The 22,279-nt window shown below is 73.7% G+C and carries 26 protein-coding genes; 12 read left to right on the top strand and 14 right to left on the bottom strand.

What is annotated here, in order from left to right:
- Positions 1-56: 56 nt before the first annotated feature.
- From fabI to K7862_RS22440, 3 genes are all read right to left on the bottom strand, one after another.
- Entirely contained in the window at positions 57-845 is a 789-nt protein-coding gene (fabI, locus tag K7862_RS22450) for an enoyl-ACP reductase FabI (protein WP_222965332.1), read from the bottom strand.
- A gap of 5 nt (positions 846-850) precedes the next feature.
- On the bottom strand, positions 851-1,570 hold the full coding sequence (fabG, locus tag K7862_RS22445; protein ID WP_222965330.1) for a 3-oxoacyl-[acyl-carrier-protein] reductase: 720 nt from the start codon (positions 1,568-1,570) through the stop codon (positions 851-853).
- Positions 1,571-1,691: 121 nt separating this feature from the next.
- Positions 1,692-2,582: a lytic polysaccharide monooxygenase auxiliary activity family 9 protein gene (locus K7862_RS22440; protein WP_222965328.1), complete on the bottom strand. Its 891-nt coding sequence runs from the start codon at positions 2,580-2,582 to the stop codon at positions 1,692-1,694.
- A 311-nt stretch (positions 2,583-2,893) separates the two neighbouring features.
- On the opposite strand from K7862_RS22440, the gene K7862_RS22435 reads away from it, so the two are divergent.
- From K7862_RS22435 to K7862_RS22415, 5 genes are all read left to right on the top strand, one after another.
- Positions 2,894-4,417 (top strand): TldD/PmbA family protein, encoded by a 1,524-nt coding sequence (locus K7862_RS22435; protein WP_222965326.1) that lies wholly within the window; start codon positions 2,894-2,896, stop codon positions 4,415-4,417.
- On the top strand, positions 4,414-5,805 hold the full coding sequence (locus K7862_RS22430) for a metallopeptidase TldD-related protein (RefSeq protein ID WP_222965324.1): 1,392 nt from the start codon (positions 4,414-4,416) through the stop codon (positions 5,803-5,805). The genes K7862_RS22435 and K7862_RS22430 overlap by 4 nt, the downstream gene beginning before the upstream one ends.
- A gap of 43 nt (positions 5,806-5,848) precedes the next feature.
- On the top strand, positions 5,849-6,403 hold the full coding sequence (locus K7862_RS22425; protein ID WP_222965322.1) for an RNA 2'-phosphotransferase: 555 nt from the start codon (positions 5,849-5,851) through the stop codon (positions 6,401-6,403).
- Positions 6,404-6,564: 161 nt separating this feature from the next.
- Positions 6,565-6,987: a DUF3099 domain-containing protein gene (locus tag K7862_RS22420; protein WP_222965320.1), complete on the top strand. Its 423-nt coding sequence runs from the start codon at positions 6,565-6,567 to the stop codon at positions 6,985-6,987.
- A 353-nt stretch (positions 6,988-7,340) separates the two neighbouring features.
- Positions 7,341-7,577: a hypothetical protein gene (locus tag K7862_RS22415; RefSeq protein WP_372461631.1), complete on the top strand. Its 237-nt coding sequence runs from the start codon at positions 7,341-7,343 to the stop codon at positions 7,575-7,577.
- Here the strand turns inward: K7862_RS22415 and moaA are convergent.
- A complete protein-coding gene (moaA, locus tag K7862_RS22410) occupies positions 7,560-8,549 on the bottom strand; it encodes a GTP 3',8-cyclase MoaA (RefSeq protein ID WP_222965316.1) in 990 nt (329 codons plus the stop codon). The genes K7862_RS22415 and moaA overlap by 18 nt on opposite strands.
- Positions 8,550-9,001: 452 nt before the next feature.
- On the opposite strand from moaA, the gene K7862_RS22405 reads away from it, so the two are divergent.
- Positions 9,002-9,145 (top strand): hypothetical protein, encoded by a 144-nt coding sequence (locus tag K7862_RS22405; RefSeq protein ID WP_222965314.1) that lies wholly within the window; start codon positions 9,002-9,004, stop codon positions 9,143-9,145.
- 29 nt (positions 9,146-9,174) lie between these two features.
- Here the strand turns inward: K7862_RS22405 and K7862_RS22400 are convergent, their stop codons facing one another.
- From K7862_RS22400 to K7862_RS22390, 3 genes are read right to left on the bottom strand one after another with little or no spacing between them, the layout of a single operon-like run.
- Entirely contained in the window at positions 9,175-10,230 is a 1,056-nt protein-coding gene (locus K7862_RS22400; protein ID WP_222965312.1) for a zinc-dependent alcohol dehydrogenase family protein, read from the bottom strand.
- A 6-nt stretch (positions 10,231-10,236) separates the two neighbouring features.
- Entirely contained in the window at positions 10,237-10,998 is a 762-nt protein-coding gene (locus tag K7862_RS22395) for a lysoplasmalogenase (RefSeq protein ID WP_308012116.1), read from the bottom strand.
- Positions 10,995-11,978, bottom strand: coding sequence for a sterol desaturase family protein (locus tag K7862_RS22390; protein WP_222965310.1), 984 nt, complete (start codon positions 11,976-11,978; stop codon positions 10,995-10,997). The genes K7862_RS22395 and K7862_RS22390 overlap by 4 nt, the downstream gene beginning before the upstream one ends.
- 102 nt (positions 11,979-12,080) lie before the next feature.
- Here K7862_RS22390 and K7862_RS22385 point away from each other — a divergent pair, with 102 nt between their 5' ends.
- The 5 genes from K7862_RS22385 to K7862_RS22365 all read left to right on the top strand — a co-directional run bounded on the left by K7862_RS22385 (position 12,081) and on the right by K7862_RS22365 (position 17,198).
- A complete protein-coding gene (locus tag K7862_RS22385; protein WP_222965308.1) occupies positions 12,081-13,139 on the top strand; it encodes a DEDDh family exonuclease in 1,059 nt (352 codons plus the stop codon).
- A 110-nt stretch (positions 13,140-13,249) separates the two neighbouring features.
- Complete coding sequence (locus tag K7862_RS22380; RefSeq protein ID WP_222965306.1) at positions 13,250-13,501, top strand: metallothionein; 252 nt, start codon at positions 13,250-13,252, stop codon at positions 13,499-13,501.
- Positions 13,502-13,676: 175 nt separating this feature from the next.
- Complete coding sequence (locus tag K7862_RS22375; RefSeq protein ID WP_222965304.1) at positions 13,677-14,606, top strand: SURF1 family cytochrome oxidase biogenesis protein; 930 nt, start codon at positions 13,677-13,679, stop codon at positions 14,604-14,606.
- 39 nt (positions 14,607-14,645) lie between these two features.
- Positions 14,646-16,433 carry a glycoside hydrolase family 15 protein gene (locus K7862_RS22370; RefSeq protein WP_222965302.1) on the top strand — a complete coding sequence of 596 codons (1,788 nt, stop codon included), beginning with the start codon at positions 14,646-14,648 and terminating at the stop codon, positions 16,431-16,433.
- A gap of 3 nt (positions 16,434-16,436) precedes the next feature.
- Complete coding sequence (locus tag K7862_RS22365; RefSeq protein ID WP_222965300.1) at positions 16,437-17,198, top strand: SDR family oxidoreductase; 762 nt, start codon at positions 16,437-16,439, stop codon at positions 17,196-17,198.
- Positions 17,199-17,237: 39 nt separating this feature from the next.
- Here the strand turns inward: K7862_RS22365 and amaP are convergent, their stop codons facing one another.
- From amaP to K7862_RS22340, 5 genes are all read right to left on the bottom strand, one after another.
- Positions 17,238-17,843, bottom strand: coding sequence for an alkaline shock response membrane anchor protein AmaP (gene amaP, locus K7862_RS22360; protein ID WP_308012115.1), 606 nt, complete (start codon positions 17,841-17,843; stop codon positions 17,238-17,240).
- Positions 17,840-18,538, bottom strand: coding sequence for a DUF6286 domain-containing protein (locus K7862_RS22355; protein ID WP_222965298.1), 699 nt, complete (start codon positions 18,536-18,538; stop codon positions 17,840-17,842). The genes amaP and K7862_RS22355 overlap by 4 nt, the downstream gene beginning before the upstream one ends.
- Positions 18,535-18,918 (bottom strand): Asp23/Gls24 family envelope stress response protein, encoded by a 384-nt coding sequence (locus tag K7862_RS22350; RefSeq protein ID WP_222965296.1) that lies wholly within the window; start codon positions 18,916-18,918, stop codon positions 18,535-18,537. The genes K7862_RS22355 and K7862_RS22350 overlap by 4 nt, the downstream gene beginning before the upstream one ends.
- A complete protein-coding gene (locus tag K7862_RS22345) occupies positions 18,918-19,112 on the bottom strand; it encodes a hypothetical protein (protein WP_222965294.1) in 195 nt (64 codons plus the stop codon). The genes K7862_RS22350 and K7862_RS22345 overlap by 1 nt, the downstream gene beginning before the upstream one ends.
- Before the next feature lie 93 nt (positions 19,113-19,205).
- Entirely contained in the window at positions 19,206-19,712 is a 507-nt protein-coding gene (locus K7862_RS22340; protein ID WP_222965292.1) for an Asp23/Gls24 family envelope stress response protein, read from the bottom strand.
- 153 nt (positions 19,713-19,865) lie between these two features.
- Between K7862_RS22340 and K7862_RS22335 the strand changes: the two genes are divergently transcribed.
- Positions 19,866-20,789 carry a hypothetical protein gene (locus tag K7862_RS22335; RefSeq protein WP_262413601.1) on the top strand — a complete coding sequence of 308 codons (924 nt, stop codon included), beginning with the start codon at positions 19,866-19,868 and terminating at the stop codon, positions 20,787-20,789.
- A 77-nt stretch (positions 20,790-20,866) separates the two neighbouring features.
- Here K7862_RS22335 and K7862_RS22330 read toward each other — a convergent pair whose 3' ends face one another.
- On the bottom strand, positions 20,867-21,658 hold the full coding sequence (locus K7862_RS22330; RefSeq protein WP_222965288.1) for an enoyl-CoA hydratase/isomerase family protein: 792 nt from the start codon (positions 21,656-21,658) through the stop codon (positions 20,867-20,869).
- Positions 21,659-21,732: 74 nt separating this feature from the next.
- Positions 21,733-21,957 carry a helix-turn-helix domain-containing protein gene (locus K7862_RS22325; protein WP_222965286.1) on the bottom strand — a complete coding sequence of 75 codons (225 nt, stop codon included), beginning with the start codon at positions 21,955-21,957 and terminating at the stop codon, positions 21,733-21,735.
- Positions 21,958-22,279: the final 322 nt, after the last annotated feature.

Raw genomic sequence — 22,279 nt, 5'->3', positions numbered from 1 at the left:
CCACGAGGTGGGACGCCCCTTACCCGGGAAACCCGGGTCCCCGGGCAGGCGCCGGCTCAGGCGCCGATCGCGTGCAGACCGCCGTCGACGTGCACGATCTCGCCGGTGGTCTTGGGGAACCAGTCGGAGAGCAGGGCGACCACACCGCGGCCGGCCGGCTCCGGGTCGGACAGGTCCCACTCCAGCGGCGAGCGGTGGTTCCAGACGTCGGCCAGCTCGGTGAAGCCCGGGATCGACTTGGCGGCCATCGAGCCGATCGGGCCCGCGGAGACGAGGTTGCAGCGGATGTTCTGCTTGCCCAGGTCGCGCGCCAGGTAGCGGGAGGTGGCCTCCAGCGCGGCCTTCGCCGGGCCCATCCAGTCGTACTGCGGCCAGGCGTACTGCGCGTCGAAGGTCAGTCCGACGACCGAACCGCCGGAGTCGCCCGTCGCGTCGGGCGACGTCATCAGCGGAAGGCACGCCATGGTCAGCGACTTCAGCGAGTACGCGGAGACGTGCATCGCGGTGGCCACGGACTCGAACGGCGTGTTCAGGAAGTTGCCGCCGAGCGCGTCCTGCGGGGCGAAGCCGATGGAGTGGACCACGCCGTCGAGGCCGCCGAGCTCCTCGCGCACGATCTCGGCGAGGCCGTCCAGGTGCTCGGCGTTGGTGACGTCCAGCTCGACGACCTTGACCGGCTTGGGCAGCTTCTTGGCGATGCGCTGGGTCAGGGTCGGCCGCGGGAAGGCGGTGAGGATGATCTCCGCACCCTGCTCCTGGGCCAGCTTGGCGGTGTGGAAGGCGATGGAGGACTCCATCAGCACGCCGGTGATCAGGACGCGCTTGCCGTCGAGGATTCCGCTCATGGTGATCAGTGACCCATGCCCAATCCGCCGTCAACGGGGATGACGGCACCAGTGATGTACGAAGCGTCGTCGGAGGCGAGGAAGCGCACGGTGGCGGCGATCTCCTCCGGCTGGGCGTAACGGCCGAGCGGCACCTGGGCGACGATGCCCGCACGCTGCTCGTCGGTGAGCGCCCGGGTCATGTCGGTGTCCACGAATCCGGGGGCGACGACGTTGAAGGTGATGTTGCGCGAGCCCAGTTCGCGGGCCAGGGAGCGGGCGAAGCCCACCAGGCCGGCCTTGGAGGCGGCGTAGTTGGCCTGGCCGGCCGAGCCCAGCAGTCCGACGACGGAGGAGATCAGCACGACGCGGCCCTTCTTGGCCCGCAGCATGCCGCGGTTCGCGCGCTTGACCACGCGGAAGGTGCCGGTGAGGTTGGTCTCCAGGACGGACGTGAAGTCCTCCTCCGACATCCGCATCAGGAGCTGGTCGCGGGTGACGCCGGCGTTGGCGACGAGGACCTCGACGTTGCCGTGCGCCGCCTCGATCTCCTTGTACGCCTGCTCGACCTGCTCGGCGTCGGTGATGTCGCAGCGCACGGCGAGGACGCCGCGCGAGACGAGGTCGGCCGGGGGCTCACCCGACCGGTAGGTGATGGCGACCTTGTCGCCCGCGTCGGCGAACACGTGGGCGATGGCGAGGCCGATGCCCCGGTTTCCTCCGGTGACGAGAACCGAGCGGCTCAACGGATCACCCTCCCTGTAGACGTCTGGACGATAGGAAAACTATCGGTCCCGGCACCTTTACGGGGAATCGGCCTCGACAGGCTGACCAGCGGGTCCCTGTGGGTTTCCTACAGCCGCCGCGTCAGTCCCGGGCTCGCACGGCAGCCCTGCGGCGGCTCCAGAACAGCAGCCCGAGGGCCCCCGAGGCCAGCACCGCGCTGCCGGACAGGGCGGCCTCGAGGGTCGCGGTGGCGGGCCGGCCGGCGGCGGCGTCGCTGGTCGCGATGGTCTCGGTACCGCCGTGGCCGTGGTGGCTGACGGTGGACTTCGACTCGCCGGCGAGGATCTGCGCCTCGGTGGGCGCCTGGGGCGCGGCGGCCCGCGCCGCCGCGCCCGACTGGCCGAAGACGACATCCGCGCAGCCGTAGAACGCCTCCGGGCTGTCGGTGCGCTGCCACACCTGGTAGATCAACTGCCGGCCCGTCCTGGCCGGCAGGGTCGCGGTGAAGGTGTAGAAGCCGCTGGGCGCCGAGGCGACCGTGCTGTAGACCGCGATCGGGGTGTCGTCCAGGTCGGACCACTTCAGCGGCTTGGTCGGGTCGTAGCCCTGCTTGGTGATGTACAGCGTCATGGTGCCGCGGTGCGGGGCGGTGACCCGGAAGCTGACGCCGGTCTGGCCGGCGGCCACGGGCGTCGCGGGCCAGTCGGTCCTGGCCCAGTCCAGGGCGCGGTACTTGTCGCGGTTGGCCGAGCACAGGTGGCCGTCCGGGATGATCTGGCGGCTCTGGCCGTTGGCGTCGGCGATGTTGACCTCGTTCCAGTCGTACAGCGGCTGGGTGCCGCTGTCGGCCACGAGGTCCTTGCAGACCTGCGACTGCGGGTGCTCGGGGCCTTCCGCGTAGCAGGCGGCGATCCGGCTGACGGGGGTGTTCAGCGCGCCGTGGGCGCTGGCCGAGCCGGGGGTGAGGCCGGTGACGGCCAGGGCCGCGGCGCCGATGGCGCCGAGCGCGGCGGTGGTGCGACGTGCGGACATGTGGGGGGCTCCTTGTCGTGCGGGAGATGCTGCTCTGCGGACAAGAGAGGGCGGTTGCACGTGCTGTCGGGAGGGCGGTTGTCATGAGCATAGGGATTGGTCCAGACCAAACTCAAGAGGTGACGCGGGCTCAGGAACGCCCGCCCGCACGGCCGTCCGGGCCCAGGCGCGGACCCAGGCGCGGGCGGGAGGCGTGTCGTCCACAGGCCGGTGAGCGGGCGGCGGTTGTCCACAGGCCCGCGGGAATCCTCGCGCCCGGCGGCACCTGGTCGTGATTCACTGCGAGGACGCAGAGCGAAGGGGAGTCAGTCGTGCCTCATGAGGTCGATCAGTCGTTCCTGGCGTTGCCGTTGAGGGCACTCGCCGATGCCGCGCTGGCCCGCGCCCGGGCGCTGGGCGCCGAGCACGCGGACTTCCGGCTGGAGCGGGTGCGCAGCGCCGACTGGCGGCTGCGGGACGCACGCGTGGCGGGGAGTTCGGACACCACCGACCTCGGCTTCGCGGTCCGCGTGGTGCACGGCGGGGCCTGGGGGTTCGCGTCCGGCGTGGACCTGACGATGGACGCCGCCGCCAAGGTCGCCTCGCAGGCGGTGGCGATGGCGAAGCTCAGCGCCAAGGTGATCGCGGCCGCCGGGTCCGACGAGCGGGTGGAACTGGCCGACGAGCCGGTGCACGCCGACCGCACCTGGGTCTCCTCCTATGAGGTGAACCCGTTCGACGTGCCGGACGCCGAGAAGACCGCGCTGCTGGCGGAGTGGAGCAGCCGGCTGCTCGCCGCACAGGGCGTCTCGCACGCGGACGCCGCGCTGATGACCGTCCAGGAGAACAAGTTCTACGCCGACAGCGCCGGCACCACGACCACCCAGCAGCGGGTACGGCTGCACACCTCGCTCACCGCCGTCGCCGTCGACCCCGAGTCCGGCGAGTTCGACTCGATGCGCACCCTGGCGCCGCCCGTGGGCCGCGGCTGGGAGTACCTCACCGGCACCGGCTGGGACTGGGACGCCGAACTGGCCGGGATCCCGGAGCTGCTGGCGGAGAAGATGCGGGCGCCGTCGGTGGAGGCGGGCGCGTACGACCTGGTGGTCGACCCCTCGAACCTGTGGCTGACGATCCACGAGTCCATCGGCCACGCCACAGAACTGGACCGCGCGCTGGGCTACGAGGCGGCCTACGCCGGCACCTCCTTCGCGACCTTCGACCAGCTCGGCACCCTGAAGTACGGCTCCCCGCTGATGAACGTCACCGGCGACCGCACCGCTGAACACGGCCTGGCGACCGTCGGGTTCGACGACGAGGGCGTGGCCGCGCAGTCCTGGGACCTGGTCAGGGACGGCGTGCTGACCGGGTACCAGCTGGACCGGCGCATCGCCCGGCTCACCGGCTTCGAGCGGTCCAACGGCTGCGCGTTCGCCGACTCCCCCGGGCACGTCCCGGTGCAGCGCATGGCCAACGTCTCGCTGCGGCCCGACCCCGCGGGCCCCGGCACCGAGGGCCTGATCGGCGGAGTCGAGCGCGGCATCTACGTGGTCGGCGACCGGTCCTGGTCGATCGACATGCAGCGCTACAACTTCCAGTTCACCGGGCAGCGGTTCTTCCGCATCGAGAACGGCCGGCTGGCCGGACAGCTCAAGGACGTGGCCTACCAGGCCACGACCACGGACTTCTGGGGCTCCATGGAGGCCGTCGGCGGCCCCGAGACCTATGTGCTGGGCGGCGCCTTCAACTGCGGCAAGGCCCAGCCGGGCCAGGTCGCGGCCGTCAGCCACGGCTGCCCCTCGGCCCTGTTCCGGGGCGTCAGCATTCTCAACACCACGCAGGAGGCGGGACGATGACGAGCCGGACGAAGCCGCACGAGATCGTCGAGCGGGCCCTGGAGCTCTCCCGGGCGGACGGCTGCGTGGTCCTGGCCGACGAGGAGTCCAGTGCCAACCTGCGCTGGGCGGGCAACGCCCTGACGACCAACGGCGTCACCCGCGGCCGCACCCTGACCGTGATCGCCACGGTGGACGGCGCCCAGGGCACCGCCTCCGGCGTGGTCTCCCGCAGCGCGGTCACCGCCGACGACCTCGAACCCCTGGTCCGGGCGGCCGAGGCCGCGGCGCGCGACGCCGGGCCCGCCGAGGACGCCCAGCCGCTGGTGGGCGGGGCCGCACCGGCGGCGTCCTTCACCGAGGCGCCGGCCGAGACCTCCTCCGAGGTGTTCGCCGCGTTCGCGCCCGCCCTCGGTGAGGCGTTCGCCACCGCCCGGGCCGGCGGCCGCGAGCTGTACGGCTTCGCCTACCACGCGGTGACCTCGACGTACCTGGGCACCTCCACGGGCCTGCGGCTGCGCCACGACCAGCCCACCGGCACCCTGGAGCTGAACGCCAAGTCCACCGACCGGACCCGTTCGGCATGGGCCGGGGCGTCCACCCGGGACTTCACCGACGTCGACCCGCTGGCCATGGAGGGCGACCTGGCCCGGCAGCTCGGCTGGGCCGAGCGCCGCGTGGACCTGCCGGCCGGGCGCTACGAGACGCTGCTGCCGCCGTCCGCCGTGGCGGACCTGCTGATCTACCAGCTGTGGTCGTCCGGCGCGCGGGACGCGGCCGAGGGCCGCACCGTCTTCAGCAAGCCGGGCGGCGGGACGCGGATCGGGGAGAAGCTGACGCCCCTGCCGCTGACCCTGCGCAGCGACCCGGCGGAACCCGGCCTGGAGTGCGCGCCGTTCGTGATCGCCCACACCTCGGGCGACGACTCCTCGGTGTTCGACAACGGCCTGCCGGTCGGCCCGGTGGAGTGGATCCGCGAGGGCACCCTCCAGCAGCTCGCCAGCAGCCGCTACACCGCGGCTCTGACCGGGGTGCCGGTCGCCCCGTCCGGTGACAACCTGGTGCTGGACGGCGGAGGTGAGCGGTCCCTGGCGGACATGGTCGCGGACACCGAGCGCGGCCTGCTGCTGACCTGCCTGTGGTACATCCGCGAGGTCGACCCGGCGACGCTGCTGCTCACCGGGCTCACCCGGGACGGCGTCTACCTGGTGGAGAACGGCGAGGTCACCGGGGCGGTGAACAACTTCCGGTTCAACGAGTCACCGGTGGACGTGCTGGGCCGGGCCGTGGAGGCGGGCCGGACCGAGCGGACGCTGCCGCGGGAGTGGAGCGACTGGTTCACGCGGGCCGCGGCGCCGCCGCTGCGCGTCCCCGACTTCAACATGAGCTCGGTCAGCCAGGGGGTCTGACCGAGCGGACGAGGGGCCCGCGCGGGCCCGGGAAGTGGGGGGCATGCTCGACGAGAAGCGCACCGTGCGGATGTCGCGGTTCCTGTCCATGGTGCTGCGGCACCAGCCGGACAAGATCGGCATCACACTCGACGAGGGCGGCTGGGCCGACGTCGACGAGCTGATGGCGGCGTGCGGCCGTGCGGGGCGCCGCCTCACCCGCGCCGACCTGGACCACGTCGTCGCGACGAACGACAAGAAGCGGTTCGCCTTCTCCGAGGACGGCCGGCGGATCAGGGCCAGCCAGGGTCACTCCGTCGAGGTCGACCTGGGCCTGGTCCCCGCCGAGCCGCCGGGCGTGCTCTACCACGGCACGGCCGCCGCCACGCTCCCGCTGATCCTGCGGGAGGGGCTGCGGCCGATGTCCCGGCAGGACGTGCATCTGTCGGCCGACGCCGAGACGGCCGTGCGGGTGGGCTCACGGCACGGCCGGCCGGTGGTGCTGGAGGTGGACGCCGCCGGTCTGGTCGCCGCGGGCCACGTCTTCCGGGTCAGCGCCAACGGCGTGTGGCTCACCGACGGCGTTCCGCCCGGGTGGCTGCGAACGCTGCCGCGGTAGCGTCCCCGGCCGTCCGGTCGATCCCCGGATCCGCTGCCCCGCCGATGGCTCACCCCGCTCTGCTCCGCGGCCGGGGTCCGGCGTACCGTTGGTAGGGAGCCGGGCCGGGATGCTGTGACCGGCGATCGGCGGGTCCGGCAATCGAGCAGGCGGTGGGCGGAATGCGTAAGCAGGACGAGCCGGGGATCTACCGGATCACCGGGGCACGGACCGGCCTCACCGAGGACGTCCGGGGACGGCAGCGCCGCTACATCATCTCCATGTCCATCAGGACCGTGTCGGTGATCCTCACCGTGGTGCTGTGGAACGTGGAGCGGCCCCTGGCCTGGGCGACGCTCGTGCTGGGCGCGGTCCTCCCCTATGTGGCGGTGGTCGTCGCGAACGCCGGCCGGGAGAACACACCTCCGGCGATGCCGACCGTCGTCATCCCGCCGCCGGTCCGGCCGGCGCTGGAGGCCTCCCGGGTGGAGATGTCGGGCGAGCGGCGCGGCCAGGCGGCCGGACAGCCGGAGGCGGAACGCGGCGGGGAGCCGGAATCGGGACGTCCGGACGCCGACCAGCCGGAGCCGGAACGCTCCGCCTGACGGGCCTTGTCCCGCCCGCGCCGGGCCGGTGACCAGGCCGGTGACGGTGCCGCAGCGGGCCTCTGACGGACCCGCCGACCGCCGTTCCGAGGACCGCCTCGAACCTCAAGAAAAGCTCAGATCAATCATGGAGATACCTCTCCACGGCGGGGTACGCGCGTGACATACTGCGTAAGCGCTCCGCATCCCCCGTCGGAGCGACGGACCGACGCCGGGCGGCTCCCCCCGTGGCTGCCCGGCGTCGCCATGTCTGCCTCGGTCCGCCGCGGCCGACCGGGCCGCCCGGGTTCCGCCGGGGCCGTCCGCCTTCGGGGTGACCGGCCGGGCGTTGTTTACTGGGCCTCGTGAACGACGTGAACGCCCCGGACGACGAGACGCCGATCTGCTCCGCCAAGGACTGCCGTGCCCCCGCGGTGTGGGTCCTGGCGTGGAACAACCCCAAGCTGCACACCCCCGAGCGCCGCAAGACCTGGCTGGCGTGCGACGAGCACCGCGAGCATCTGTCCTCGTTCCTGGGGATGCGCGGCTTCCTCAAGGACGTGGTGACACTGCCGGAGTGGCAGGAGCGGGAGTCAGCCGCCGATCGCTGACATCGGGCGCTCGGGCTGCAGGAAAGCCGGGTCGTCGAGACCGGATCCGGCCTTCTTCCCCCACATCGCGGCCTTCCACAGCTCGGCGATCTCCGCGTCGCCCGCGTCCGAGCGCAGCGCGGTCCGCAGGTCGGACTCCTCGCGCGCGAACAGGCAGTTGCGCACCTGGCCGTCGGCGGTCAGCCGGGTCCGGTCGCAGGCCCGGCAGAACGGCCGGGTGACGGAGGCGATCACGCCGACCCGTCCCGGGCCGCCGTTCACCAGCCAGCGCTCCGCGGGCGCCGAGCCGCGCACCGTCTCCCCCTCCGGCGCCAGGTCGAACCGGCTCCGCAGGGCGGTGAGGATCTCGTCGGCGGTGACCATGCCGTCGCGCTGCCAGCCGTGCTGGGCGTCCAGCGGCATCTGCTCGATGAACCGCAGTTCGTAGGAGTGGTCGAGGGCCCACTGCAGCAGTTCGGGCGCCTCGTCGTCGTTGGTCCCGCGCATCAGCACGGTGTTGACCTTGATCGGGTCGAGTCCGGCGGCCCGCGCGGCGTCGAGGCCGGCGATGACGTCGTGATGGCGGTCGCGCCGGGTCAGCGTGCGGAAGACCTCCGGCCGCAGCGTGTCCAGGGAGACGTTGACCCGGTCCAGGCCCGCCGCACGCAGCGCCTGCGCGGTGCGCTGCAGGCCGAGGCCGTTGGTGGTCAGGGAGAGCTTCGGCCGCGGTTCCAGGGCGGCGCACCGCTCGACGATGCCGACCAGGCCGGGCCGGATCAGCGGTTCCCCGCCGGTGAAGCGCACGTCCTTCACGCCGAGCTCGGTGACCGCGATCCGCACCATCCGGACGATCTCGTCGTCGGTCAGCAGATCGGGCTTGGCCAGCCACTGCAGGCCCTCCTCGGGCATGCAGTAGGTGCACCGCAGGTTGCACCGGTCGGTGAGGGAGACGCGCAGGTCGGTTGCCACACGGCCATAGGTGTCGATGAGCACGGTCCGCCTCCCTCCGGTGCCCGAGGGCACCGCGTCGTCTCTCCCCTTCGTTCCACCCTAAACGGGTGACCGGTGTTCCGGCCCTGCCGACTGATCCGGGCGGATCGTGGTGGACGCCGGCAGCACCGGGCGGATCCCGGTGGATCCGGGTCGGGGATGCCCGCCGCAGCGTACGCGAAGACGGGCGCCGCGCAACAGTTTGTTGAAATCACGGGAGCTCGGTGGTGGCAGGGGCCGCCCACTCAGGGGCGGGTGGCGGCCCCGGCCACCACCGGGAAGTGCCTCCGCGCGCCCCCGGTCGTTGAACGGGTGTCAGCCCGTGCCCGCCCGATCGGGGTCCCGCCGTGACCGCCACTCCGCCGCCGTCCCAGCCGCCGCCCTCCGCCCCTCCCCCGCCCTCCGAACCGCCGGGCGGCGGGCCGGGAGGGCCGGGCCGCAGGCCCTTCGGGACTGTGGCGCTGCCGCACGCGGTGGCTCTGCCCGCTCCTCCGCCGGGCAGCCCGCGGCGGCCCCGGCCGCCGGAATGGACCGGCGACCGGGTCGACGTCCCGCTGCTGAGCGTCTCCGCCCTGCGGGCCGCCCGCGGGGACGGCTGAACCGCCGCTGCCGCGCGGGTGATCGGGCGTCAGGGCCTGACCAGTACCTTGAGCGCGGTGCGCTCGTCCATCGCCCGGTAGCCGTCCGGCACGCCGTCCAGTCCGACCGTCAGGTCGAAGACCGGCGCGGGGTCCACGCTGCCGTCGAGCACGCCGGGGAGCAGTTCGCCGATGTAGCTGCGGACGGGGGCGACACCGCCGCGCAGGGCGATGTTGCGGTCGAACATGTCGCCGAGGTCGAGCCCGGTGCCGCTGCCGTGCGGGACGCCGACGTAGCCGATCGCGCCGCCGTCGCGGGTGATGCCGACGGCGGTGCGCATCGACTGCTCGGTGCCGACCGCCTCGATGACGGCGTGCGCGCCCTGGCCGCCGGTGAGTTCGCGTACCGCGGCGACCGCCTCCTCGCCCCGGGCCGCGACCACGTCGGTGGCCCCGAAGGTCCGGGCGATGTCGGTGCGCACCTCGTGGCGGCCGAGGGCGATGATCCGCTCGGCGCCCAGCCGGCGCGCGGCCAGCACACCGCACAGGCCCACCGCGCCGTCGCCGACCACGGCCACGGTGCTGCCGGGCCGCACGCCCGCGCCGACCGCGGCGTGGTGTCCGGTGCCTAGTACGTCGGAGAGCGCCAGCAGGCCGGTCAGCAGGTGGTCGTCGGAGAGCGCCTCGGCAGGCAGCCTGACCAGGGTGGTGTCGGCGTACGGCACCCGCACCGCCTCGCCCTGGCCGCCGTCGGACGGGCCGTCGTCGCCGATCGAGCCCCAGAAGCCGCCGTTGACGCAGGAGGTGGTCAGGCCGTCGGCGCAGTAGCCGCAGACGCCGTCGGACCACACGAAGGGGGCGACGACCAGGTCACCGGCCCGCAGCCCGGTCACCTCGGCGCCGGTCTCCTCGACCACGCCCAGGAACTCGTGCCCGATCCGCTGCCCGGGCCTGCGCGCCGACTCCCCGCGGTACGCCCACAGGTCGCTGCCGCAGATGCAGGCCCGGACCACCCGGACCACCGCGTCGCCGGGCCGCCGGATCACCGGGTCCGGCACCTCCTCCACCCGGATGTCGTGGGGGGCCTGGATGACGGTGGCACGCATGAAGGGTCACTCCGTGGTGAGGGGCGGGGTGCGCGGCCGGTCGGCCGGCGCGTTCCCACCGTACGCGGCGGCGTCCCGCTCCGCGTTCCCCGGCACCCCCGGCTCCGCGGGCGTCTGCACCGCGCGGACCAGGCAGAACTGCGCGACCGCGTAGGTGAGCATGATCCACAGGTCGTGGGCGGGCGGTCGCGGCCAGTCCGCCAGGCCCGCGGCGATCATCCCGTCCGAGAGCAGGAACAGCAGACCGCCGGCCGCGCCGGTCCGGCCGAGGCCGAAGGCGCCGGCGGCCATCGCCGTGAGCAGCAGGCTGTAGACGGCCACCGGGACCCGCAGGCCGGCGTCCAGGCCGGGCCACAGCAGGACGACGAGCACCGCCCACACCACCGCGTACACCGCGCACCGGGCGCGGGCGCCGCGGAGGGCGCCGCGGGCGGCGAACAGCCGCAGGTAGCAGACGTGTCCGGCGGCGAAGCAGCCCATGCCCAGCAGGAACGCGACGGTGCCGCCGATCTCCAGCAGCACGTCGCCCGCCCAGCCGCAGGCGAGGGCTCCGAGCAGCAGTCGCGGGCCGCCGCGGGCGGCGGCGCAGGCCGCCAGCGCGGGGACGAGCAGCGGCTTGGTGGCCAGGCGCAGCGGGTCGATCCCGGCCCCGATCGCGACCAGGTGCAGCACGACGAGGGCCCAGAACACCCAGAGCGCGCGAACGGCCCGAGCGGCGCCGGGCGCACCGGCCACCCCGGTCGCCGTCCCCGGGTCGGTACGGGTCACGCCGCGGACCCGCGGGCGAGGGACCCGCCGTCCTGCACACCGGCCGCCGCGCCCGCGGGATCGGCCGCTCCCGCGGCACCGGCGCCGGCCGCTTCCGGAGCACCCGCGTCCGCGACTCCCGCCGCCGAGGCCGCGGCTGTCGCCGGAACCGCCTCGGGCCGCCACCCGGGTCCCAGCACGAGGTGCCGCGCCTTGTCCCCCCACCCGTCGGCCGCCGCCACGTCCCGGGCGATCGCGGCGTACTCGTGGGTGGCCACCCGCAGCGGGTTGTACGTGGTGATGTTCTTCGTCAGGCCGTACACCGGCCGCTCGGTCTCGGCCGTGAACGAGCCGAAGAGGCGGTCCCAGAGGATGAGGATCCCGCCGAAGTTGCGGTCCAGGTAGCCCCCCTGCGAGGCGTGGTGGACCCGGTGGTGCGAGGGGGTGTTGAGCACGAACTCCAGTGGCCGCGCCAGCTTGTCGACCCGCTCGGTGTGGATCCAGAACTGGTAGACGAGGTTGACCGAGGAACAGAAGGCCAGGGCCGCGGGGTGCACGCCGAGGGCGATCAGCGGCAGGTAGAACGGCCACGAGGTCAGGCTCGTCCAGGGCTGGCGCAGCGCCGTCGACAGGTTGAAGTTGCGGCTGGAGTGGTGCACGACGTGGCAGGCCCACAGGATGCGGATCACATGGTGGCCGCGGTGCGACCAGTAGTAGAAGAAGTCCTGCGCGAGCAGCATGAGCAGGACCGTCCACCAGTGCAGCGGAACGCGCAGCGGCGTGAGCGCGTACACCCCCGAGTAGATCGCCACGACCGGGATCTTCCACAGGGCGTCGGTGACCAGGCTGCCGAGCCCCATCGACAGGCTCGTCGCCGTGTCCCTGCCGGCGTACCCCGCGGCGTCCTCGTCGGGGTGAATCCGGTAGCTCACCATCTCCACGACGGTGAGCAGGACGAACGCGGGTATCGACCACAGCACGACATCGGGCAGTTGCGGCATGAGCGCACCATAAGGGCAGCCGAGCGGCGCCCGCTAGACGTTGTTACCGACTGGTATTCCGAGGAGCCGATGATCGCCTGTCGGCGGCGGCCCCTATCCTCGATGACCATGCTGGACGAACAGACCGAGCCTCCCCCCGCTTTGGGCGGCGGGCCGCTCCCGAGGGCGGGCGCTCCCGTGCCCGGAGCGGCCGGGCCCGCCGCGTGGCCGCAGGGGTACCCCGAGGGCTACGCGGTGGTCGACGTGGAGACCACCGGGCTCGGCCGGGACGACCGCATCGTGTCCGCCGCGGTCTACCAGCTCGACGCGCACGGCACCGTCCAGGACCACTGGTACTCGCCGGTGAACCCGCAGCGCGACCCGGGTCCGGTGTGGATCCACGGGCTGACGAGCGCGATGCTCGACGACGCCCCGCTGTTCCCGGAGATCGCCGACGCGCTCGCCGAACGCCTCGCGGGACGCGTGCTGGTGGCCCACAACGCGGTCTTCGACTGGTCGATGCTGGCCCGCGAGTACGCCCGCGCGCGGTCCGCCGCGCCGGTGGAGCACCGGCTGTGCACGATCGTGCTGTCCAAGGAGCTGGGGCTCCCGCTGGCCAACCACAAGCTGGCGTCGCTGGCCGCCCACTACGGCGTGGAGCAGCGCCGGGCCCACCACGCCCTGGACGACGCCCGGGTGCTGGCCGAGACCTTCCGGCCCAGCCTGCATCTGGCGGCGGCCGCGGAACTGCCGCTGCCGCTGCACGTGTGCCGTCCGCTCACCGAGTGGGTGGACGGTCCCGCGCCGGTGCCGGCCCCGCGGTACGGCCGGCTGTACGGATCGGGCCACCAGACCTGGCGGCCGGCCAGGAAGCGCCCGTCGTGCCCGTATCCCAACCCGGGCCGGCTGGAGCCGGACGGGCCGCTGGTGCAGGGCATGCGGGTGGCGTTCACCGGGGACACCGGCACCGACCGCGAACTGCTGGAGGACCGGGCGACGGAGGCGGGCCTGCACGTCGCGTCCTCGGTCAGCCGGCTGACCAGTGTGCTGGTCACCAACGACCCGGACTCCCCCACCACCAAGGCGGTCAGGGCCCGGCAGGTCGGCACCCCGGTGATCGACGAGCGGCGGTTCGCCGAGCTGCTCAAGGCCGTGCGGCCCGCGCCGGACGTCCACGGCTGACGGCGCCCCGGCGCCCCGATCCGGAAGCGGTCCGGCTATTCGGGTGGACCGGGGGCGACGCGCCCGGCCGCGCGTTGCCCGGCGGGGCCGCGGATCGCAGCCTGTGCCTCATGGCTCGATGTGAGGTTTGCGGAAACGACTATGCGATGAGCTTCGAGATCCGTGCCCAGGGCGCTGTGCACGTCTTCGACTGCTTCGAGTGCGCGATCCACCGGATGGCGCCGATCTGCGAGCACTGCCGGGTGCAGATCATCGGTCACGGCGTGGACGTCGACGGGCACTGGTACTGCAGCGCCCACTGCGCCAAGGCCGAGGGCGGCGGCGGCATCGTAGACCACGTCGGATCGGCGGCCGGCGCCTGACGGCACGCGGCGGCGACGGCGCCGCGGCGCCGTCGTGCCCCCGGTGCCGGTCCGGGCCCGGGGACGCCTTCCCCGGCTTCCCCGGCTTCGCCGACGTCGCCGACTTCCCCGACGCGCCGCCCGCTACCGGACCCCTCCGCGCGGACTGCCCGCGGCCGAGTTGTACCGTCGTGGGGTGTACCGCTTCCTGTTGTCCCGCCAGTGGGTGATCCTCACCCTTCTCGGCCTCGTGATGATCCCTGTGATGATCAGACTGGGCTTCTGGCAGCTGCACCGGCACGAACACCGGGTGGCGAACAACCGGATCATCGCGGCCGCGCTCAAGGCGACGCCCGTCCCGGTGGAGTCGGTGACCCACCCCGGCTTCAGCGTCCCGCACGAGGATCTCTACAAGGCCGTCTCCGCGCACGGCCACTTCGACACCGCGCACCAGGTGGTGGCCCGGCACCGCACCGCGGGCAACGGCGGGACCGACGACGAGGCCGGCGGCCAGCAGATCGGCTACCACGTCATCACGCCGTTCGTGCTGGACGACGGGCGCGCCGTGCTGGTCAACCGCGGCTGGATCGAGGGCCCGGACGACCCGACGAAGTTCCCGGTGATCCCCGCCCCGCCGTCCGGCGAGGTGACGGTCGTCGGCCGGCTGCGCCCGGACGAGACCACCGCGGCCACCGGCATCCGCGACCGCAAGGGCCTGCCGCCCCGTCAGATCATGCTGATCAGCAGCACCAAGGTCAGCGCGTACATGCCCGAGCACCTGGTCGGCGGCTATCTGGAGCTGGTGTCGATCTCCCCGGCGCCCAACGCCAAGCAGCCCGCGCTCATCCCCGAACCGGACCACAGCAGCATCGGCCCGCACCTGGCGTACGCCATCCAGTGGTGGCTGTTCTCCGCGATGGTGCCGGTCGGCTGGGTGGTGCTGCTGCGCCGGGAGCGCGCCGAGATCCTTGCCGGGCGCGCGAAGCAGGCCGAGGAGGCCTCCAGTGGCGGGGACAGCGGCGGGGACGGCGGTGACGGCGGCGGTCAGGACGACGACGCCGGTGACGGCGACGCGCCCGCAGGCATCAACCGTCCGTCCGGGGGAAGCGCTACCGTCGCGATCTGACTCTCCGGAGCACCGACACGAAGGGCGGCGAGGCAGGACGTGCCAGGACGCATCGAGGACTACGCGCTGATCGGCGATCTGCAGACGGCCGCGCTGATCGGCACGGACGGCAGCATCGACTGGCTGTGCCTGCCGCGCTTCGACTCCGCCTCGGTCTTCGCCGCCCTGCTCGGCGACCGGGACAACGGCAGGTGGCGGCTGGCCCCTACCGGGGCCGTGGTCTGTTCGAGCCGCGCCTACCGCGGTGACACCCTCGTCCTGGACACCGTCTGGGAGACCGAGGCCGGCTCGGTCAGGGTCACCGACTTCATGCCGCAGCGCGACAAGGCGCCCGACGTGGTCCGGATCGTCGAGGGCCTGTCGGGCGAGGTCCCGATGCAGAGCGAGCTGACGCTGCGGTTCGACTACGGCAGCGTGGTGCCCTGGGTGCGCCGCACCGACCACCACCGGGTGGCGACCGCCGGCCCGGACTCGGTGTGGCTGCGGAGCGAGCCGCCGCTGCCGATGTACGGGCGGGACATGCGCACCTACGCCGACTTCACGGTGGCCGAGGGCGACCGGATCGCGTTCGTGCTCACCTGGCACCCCTCGCACGAGCGGCGGCCCCGCCGGCTCCAGCCCTACGAGGCGCTGGAGCAGAGCCTGCAGGACTGGGAGCAGTGGTCGGCGCAGCTCACCTACGACGGCCCCTGGCGGTCGGCGGTGCTGCGCTCGCTGATCACGCTGAAGGCGCTCACCTACGCGCCCACCGGCGGCATCGCGGCGGCCGCGACCACCTCGCTGCCCGAGGAGATCGGCGGCGTCCGCAACTGGGACTACCGCTTCTGCTGGCTGCGGGACGCCACCCTGACCCTGAACGCGCTGCTGTCCTGCGGTTTCCTCGCCGAGGCCCACGCCTGGCGGGACTGGCTGCTGCGCGCGGCCGCCGGCAACCCGGCGGACCTGCAGATCATGTACGGCATCGCCGGTGAGCGGCGGCTGCCCGAGTACGAGGTGCCGTGGCTCAAGGGCTACGAGGGGTCCGCGCCGGTCCGGGTCGGCAACGCCGCGGCCGGGCAGCTCCAGCTGGACGTCTACGGCGAGGTGCTCGACTCGCTGCACCTGGCACGCGATCGGGGGCTGAAGGACGAGGCCCATGTGTGGAACCTCCAGCGCGCCCTGATGGACTTCCTGGAGACCAAGTGGCACGAGCCCGACGAGGGCCTGTGGGAGGTCCGCGGCCCGCGCCGCCACTTCGTGCACTCCAAGGTGATGGCGTGGGTGGCCGCGGACCGGGCGGTGCGCACCGTCGAGGCGGTGCCGCGGCTGCGCGGCGACCTCGAACGCTGGCGCTCGATGCGGGCGCAGGTGCACGCGGAGGTGTGCGAGAAGGGCTACGACGCCGAACGCAACACCTTCACCCAGTACTACGGCTCGTCCCAGCTCGACGCGGCCACGCTGCTGATCCCGCAGGTGGGTTTCCTGCCGGCCTCCGACCGGCGGGTGCTCGGCACGGTCGACGCGGTGTGGCGGGAGCTGGACCACGGCGGGTTCGTGCGGCGCTACAGCCCGGACTCCGGCGGGGTGGACGGCCTGCCCGGCAGCGAGGGCGCCTTCCTCGCCTGCTCGTTCTGGCTGGCCGACGCGCTGCACTCCACCGGGCGGCAGGACGAGGCGGCCACGCTGTTCGAGAAGCTGCTGGGGCTGCGCAACGACGTCGGCCTGCTGGCCGAGGAGTGGGATCCGGTGGGGGGCCGGCTGCTGGGCAACTACCCGCAGGCGTTCAGCCACATCGGTCTGGTCAACACGGCACTGACGCTCTCCGGGGCGCAGCGTGGAAGGGGCTGAAGAATGGACCTGGGGCTGAAGGACAAGGTGTTCGTGGTGACCGGCGCCGGGCGCGGGCTGGGGCTCGCCGCGGCCCGTACGCTCGCCGAGGAGGGCGCCCGCGTGGTGCTCTCGGCGCGCAACCAGCGGCAGCTCGATGACGTGGCCGCCGAACTCGGCGGCGGCGACCGGGCGTTGGCGGTGGCCGCCGACAACTCCGAGCCGCGGACCGCCGAGCGGCTGCTCGGCGCGGCACAGGACGCCTGGGGCCGGGTCGACGGTGTGCTGATCAGCGTCGGCGGGCCGCCCGCGGGTCCCGCGACGGGCGCGACCGACGAGCAGTGGCGGGGCGCGTTCGAGTCGGTGTTCCTCGGGGCGGTGCGGCTCGCGCGGGCCGCCGCCGAGGTGCTCGGCGAGGGCGGCGTCATCGGTTTCGTGCTCTCCGGGTCGGTGTACGAGCCGATCCCGGGGCTCGCGATCTCCAACGGGCTGCGGCCCGGGCTCGCCGGGTTCGCCAAGACCCTCGCCGCCGAGCTGGGCCCGCGCGGCATCCGCGTCGTGGGCCTGCTGCCGGCGCGCATCGACACCGACCGGGTCCGCGAACTCGACGCGCTGGGCGGTGACCCGGAGTCCGCCCGGGCCCGGCACGAGGCGTCGATCCCGCTGCGGCGGTACGGCAGCCCGGAGGAGTTCGGGCGCGCCGCGGCGTTCCTGCTCTCCCCCGCCGCGTCCTATCTGACCGGCCTCATGCTGCCGGTGGACGGCGGGGCGATGCACGGGTTCTGAGCGCGTCAGGCCTCCACCCGCCGCCTGTCGCCCGCCGCCTCAGCTGACGCGGCGGGCGCGGTGTCGCACCGCACGCAGCCTGGCCTCGGCGGGCAGCACGTCCAGGCCGGCGGAGGTGCGGGCGCGTTCCAGGACCTCGGCGTCCAGGCCGTTCACCACCTCCACGGGGGTGGCGTGCGGCGCGAGTCCCAGGATCAGCCGGGCCTCCGGTGTCCCGTGCTTGCGGATGAGCGCGGAACCGGCCCACTCCACACCCTCGTAGGCCTCGCACTCCGCGGCCACCACGTTCTCCACGGCGCGGCCGCGGACCAGCACGCCCTGCCCGTCGCCGCTGTCGATCCGCAGCTGGCGCAGCCGCCGGGTGCGGGCCTGGGCGAGCAGCCACCACAGGGCGCCGAGGAAGAGCACGCCGAGCCCGCCGAGGACCACGGGCCACCACCAGTCGCGCGAGCGGTACAGGGTGCGGTCGTGCGTGCTCAGCAGGACGTCCTTCGGGCCCTGGAACGGCCAGGAGGACGGCAGGGTGAAGTCCCAGTGGCGCTGCAGGTCGGTGCTGCCGATCAGCACGGCCAGTCCGAGGGCCAGCAGCACCAGGCCGACGAGGCCCAGCAGGACGCGGTTGATCGTGGTGCGCACGGCGCTCACGCCCCCTTCTCGACGCGCTGGAGGTGCACCCGCAGCCGCGGCGCGCGGGCCAGGCCGAGCTGCCGCACCGCGTCCTCCATGGCCTCGGTCAGATCCCTGCGGACGTCGTCGAGGTCGCGGAAGTGGGCGCCGGCCCGGATCTTGACGCGGCGCCGCTTCACCACGGCGCGGGCCGAGCGGATGCCGGACACCTCCATCGCCCGGTCGCGCAGCACGAGTTCGGCCGCGTGCCGGTCCAGCCCGCCCCGCACACCGTCCGGGCCGCGCCGGGCCATGGGCAGCACCGAGCGCTCGCCGGGCGTCACGGCGAGGACGATCAGCCACAGGCCGACCGCCGCGCAGACGCTCGCGCCGAGGATGATCCAGACGTCGTCGAGGTGCCGGGTGGCCAGTTCGTCGGCGAGCTTGGTCCGCCAGTACATCCCCTTGCGGCCGGCCCGCACCGAGGACAGGTCGTACAGGAACAGGCCGCTGAGGCCGAAGATCACCGCGGCGGTGACGGCGGCCGGGATGCGCCGGGACGACCAGAAGCGCCGGGCGCGGCCCCCGCCCGGCTCACCGGGTCCCGGTACGTGGCGCACCGCGCCGTGCTCGGGTCCGCCGGGGCCGGGGCCCGGATCGACGGCGGTGGGCAGGCGGACGGTCGGCTCCGGCTCCTCGCCGGCCGGGCCGGGCCCGGGCGTCCCGTGGCTCACCGGACCCTCCCCTCGCCCTTGCGCCGGACCGCGGCGGAGTGCAGCCGCTCGACCTCGACGGCCACCTCGGGCACCGTCATGCCCGTCAACGCCTCGACCCGGCTGGTGACGTGACGGCGCACCATGCCGCACACCGCGCCGATGTCCACGGGGTAGCCGAGTTCGAGGGTCAGGCGCAGCCGTGCCGCGTTCCTGGGGCCCTTGCGCACCGACACCGAGGCGTGCGGGGAGGCGTCCTTGGGCACGAGTTCGGCGCCGGGGGCGCCGGACAGCGCCTCACCGGCCGCCTGCGCGGCGATCCTTGCGATGACCCGGTCGGCGATCCGCAGGCTGCCGCGGTCGCCGGCCGGCAGCAGCTGCGCGGGGACGAGCGTCCCCATCAACGCCGCCGGTCGCGGTCACGGTCGCGTGTCCGGAAGAACTCCCCCGGTTCGATGTCGCCGTCGACGAACTTGCCCACCACGAAGCCGATCGCGCCCAGCGCCGCCACCAGCAGGAACGCCCCGAACCCGCCGAAGTATCCGGCGAATCCGAGCGCCATCCCGGCGACCAGGCCGATCACTGCCATGCTCATCCCGCGCACTCCGTCCCCTCATCCCACCGGGCAGCGTCTGCCGTGTCCCGGGCCGCCCGCGGGCGGCCGGTCCTGCCTCGGACCTCCTCGCACCTACTGCACCCTCGTCTCGCGCTCGTCCTCGTCCTCCTCGTCGGGGAGCTTCACGTCGCCGACCGCGACGTTGACCTCGACGACCTCCAGGCCGGTCATCCGCTCGACGGCCGCGATGACGTTCTCCCGCACCGCGCGGGCGACCTCCACGATGGACACGCCGTAGTCCACCACGATGTCGAGGTCCAGGGCCGTCTGGACCTCGCCGACCTCGGCCTTGACGCCGCGGCTGACGGAGCGTCCGCTGCCCGGGACGCGGTCGCGGACCGCGCCGAACGTCCGGGACAGGCCGGTCCCCATGGCGTGCACGCCCACCACGTCGCGGGCGGCAAGACCGGCGATCTTCTCCACGACGCCGTCGGCGATGGTGGTCCGGCCGCGGGTCGCCGGATCGCCCAGTGCCGCCCTGCGCGCGGCGCCGCCGGCATTCCCCTTCTCCAGCGTCCTGCCCTCGGACAGGTACGGGGAACCTTCGGTCTCGGACCTGCCCTGTGCGCTGTCGGTCATCGCGAGTCGTCCCTTCGTCTGGGCTGCTCCGTGCACCACACTAGGGGCGCATGCCCGTCTCCGCTGGGGGGATGCGGCCAGAGGGCACCGCCGGCCCCCCGATCGAGTGGTCGGCCAACGGAAGGCGGCGCGGGGACCATGGACCGGATCAGCATGACGGTTCGCGAGCAGGTGGCCCTCGGCCGGCTGCTTCCGCTGGGGGCCGCGGGCGATCCCCTGTGGATCACCGAGAGCGCGGTGGCGGACGTCCTGCGCCGCGCCGCGGCCCTGCCCGGCATCCGTCTGGGCGCCGTCCGGATACTCCTCGCCGACCCGGCCGCGCCGCCGGTGGCGGCGGGCCGGGAACCCGTGCGGGACGGCGTTGCTGACGGGGTGACGCCCGCGCGGGACGCCGACGGCGGAGGGGCCGCGTCCGGCGGAGGCGCGTTCGCCCAGGAGGGTGCGTCTGCCGGCGATGGGCCGTCCGTGGACGGCGGACCCGCGGACCGGCCGGGGCCTGAGGTGGTGGACGCGGCGCCGCTGGGGGCGCTGGCGCACGGCCCGTTGCGGATCGAGGCCGGGTTCGAGGCCACGATGGACAGCCCCCTCCCGGTGGCGGCCGCGCTGCTGCGGGACGCGCTGGCGGCGCGGGCCCGGGACGCGCTCGGCGCCACGGTGGCCGCGGTGGACCTGCGGATCACCGGAATCCTGGAGGAGCCGGACTCCGGCGGTGCGGAGGTGACGCCGGCCCCGGGCGGAGTCGACGGGACGGCGGTCCCGGCCGGGGCGGGCGGCACGCAGGTCCCGGACCGTCAGGCCGGGAGCGGTGAGGCGGCAGCGGCGGTGGCGGACGCGGTGCGGGCCGTGCCCGGCGTGCACGCCGTCACCGCGCGCCTCGCGGGCGCCGGTACCGGTGTTCGGGTCGTCGACCCCCACACCGGCGCGGGCGGCCGCCGGGTCCAGGTCCAGATCGCCGTCGCCGCCGGGCACCTTCCGCTGACGGTGGCCCGGGCGGTGGCCGTGGCGGCGACGGCGGCCGCCGCCACGGACGCTCCGGGCCCGGTGTCGACGGCCGTCGTCGTCACCGACGTCCACTGACCGGCCCGGCCGCCGAGGGTTGCGGGGTTGGCGCCGGCGGGCACGTGACGGCCGGACCCCCGCTCACCGGCGGGTGGTCAGTCGCCGATGCCCGCCAGGTCGCGGAAGCGGCGCGTCTGGGCGGCGCGTTCCGCGGCGTGCTGGGCCTCGGGGTCGAGGGAGACGGCTGAACGCAGCAGCGCCTTGGTCTCGTTGACGGCGCTGCGCGGGGGCGCCAGCAGCGCGGCGACGAGGTCGGCGACCGCGGCGTCGAGTTCGGCGGCGGGCACGACGAGATTGGCCAGGCCGGTGCGCTCGGCCTCCACGGCGTGCACGAAGCGTCCGGTGGCGCACATCTCCAGGGCGCGGGAGTACCCGACAAGTTCGACGAGGTTCTTGGTGCCGGTCAGGTCGGGGACCAGGCCCAGCGTGGTCTCGCGCATGGCGAACTGCACGTCGTCGGCGCAGACCCGCAGGTCGCAGGCGAGGGCGAGCTGGAAGCCGGCGCCGATCGCATGGCCCTGGACGGCGGCGACCGTGAGGAGATCGGTGCGCCGCCACCAGGTGAACGCCTTCTGGTACTCGGCGATGGTCGCGTCGAGATCCTCCTCAGGACCGCGCGCGAGATCCAGGAAGGAGGGTTCGCCGTCGATTCCCTCGGGCGTGAACGCCTTCCGGTCGAGGCCGGCCGAGAACGACACGCCCTCACCACGCAGCACCACGACCCGTACCTGCCCCGGCAGCAGCCGTCCCGCCTCGATCAGCGCCCGCCACAGGGCGGGAGACTGCACGTTGCGCTTGGCCGGATTGCACAGGGTGACTGTCGCGACGGTGTCGTCGACCGTGAGCCGGACTCCGTCACGTTCGAGCAGGGTGTTGACTTCGGACATCGGGGCACCTCCGTGCGCGCCGCGGGCATGATTACCGAAGAGTAACCACCCGCGGGGCCCGCGTGGTGCCGGGGTCAGGCCGCCGTGGCCGCCTTCTTGCCCCGCGTGGCGCCGCCGCGACCGCGCAGGGCCACGCCGGACTCGCTGAGCATGCGGTGCACGAACCCGTACGACCGGCCGGTCTCCTCGGCCAGCGCCCGGATGCTCGCACCTGAGTCGTACTTCTTCTTGAGGTCTGCCGCGAGCTTCTCGCGCGCCGGGCCGGTCACCCGGCTGCCCTTCTTCAGAGTCTCGGCCACCCGTTCCTCCTCCAGGGAAGTGCGCTATGGAACTCTCATGATCACCCCTAACCGCCCTCCTGGCCACCCATTCGACAAGGTCCATCACGGGACATGCGCAACGTGAATGCCGGGACAGCGCCGGAAGAACGCGTGCGGCGGGCAATTCCCACGCCGCCTATTCCGGCCGCGGAACGAGCGCCGGCGGATACCGGCAGGTCAGCCAGGGTCGGTCAGGAGTTCTCCGACGTCATGCCCCTGATCGCGGTCCGCCCGGCACACGTCGGCCCGATGACGGCGCAGGTACCAGCCCGACTCACGCAGATGAAGGATCAACGATGGG

Source organism: Actinacidiphila acidipaludis, from assembly GCF_019890725.1.
GTDB lineage: Bacteria > Actinomycetota > Actinomycetes > Streptomycetales > Streptomycetaceae > Actinacidiphila > Actinacidiphila acidipaludis.
This window is presented reverse-complemented; position numbering and strand designations above follow the sequence as displayed.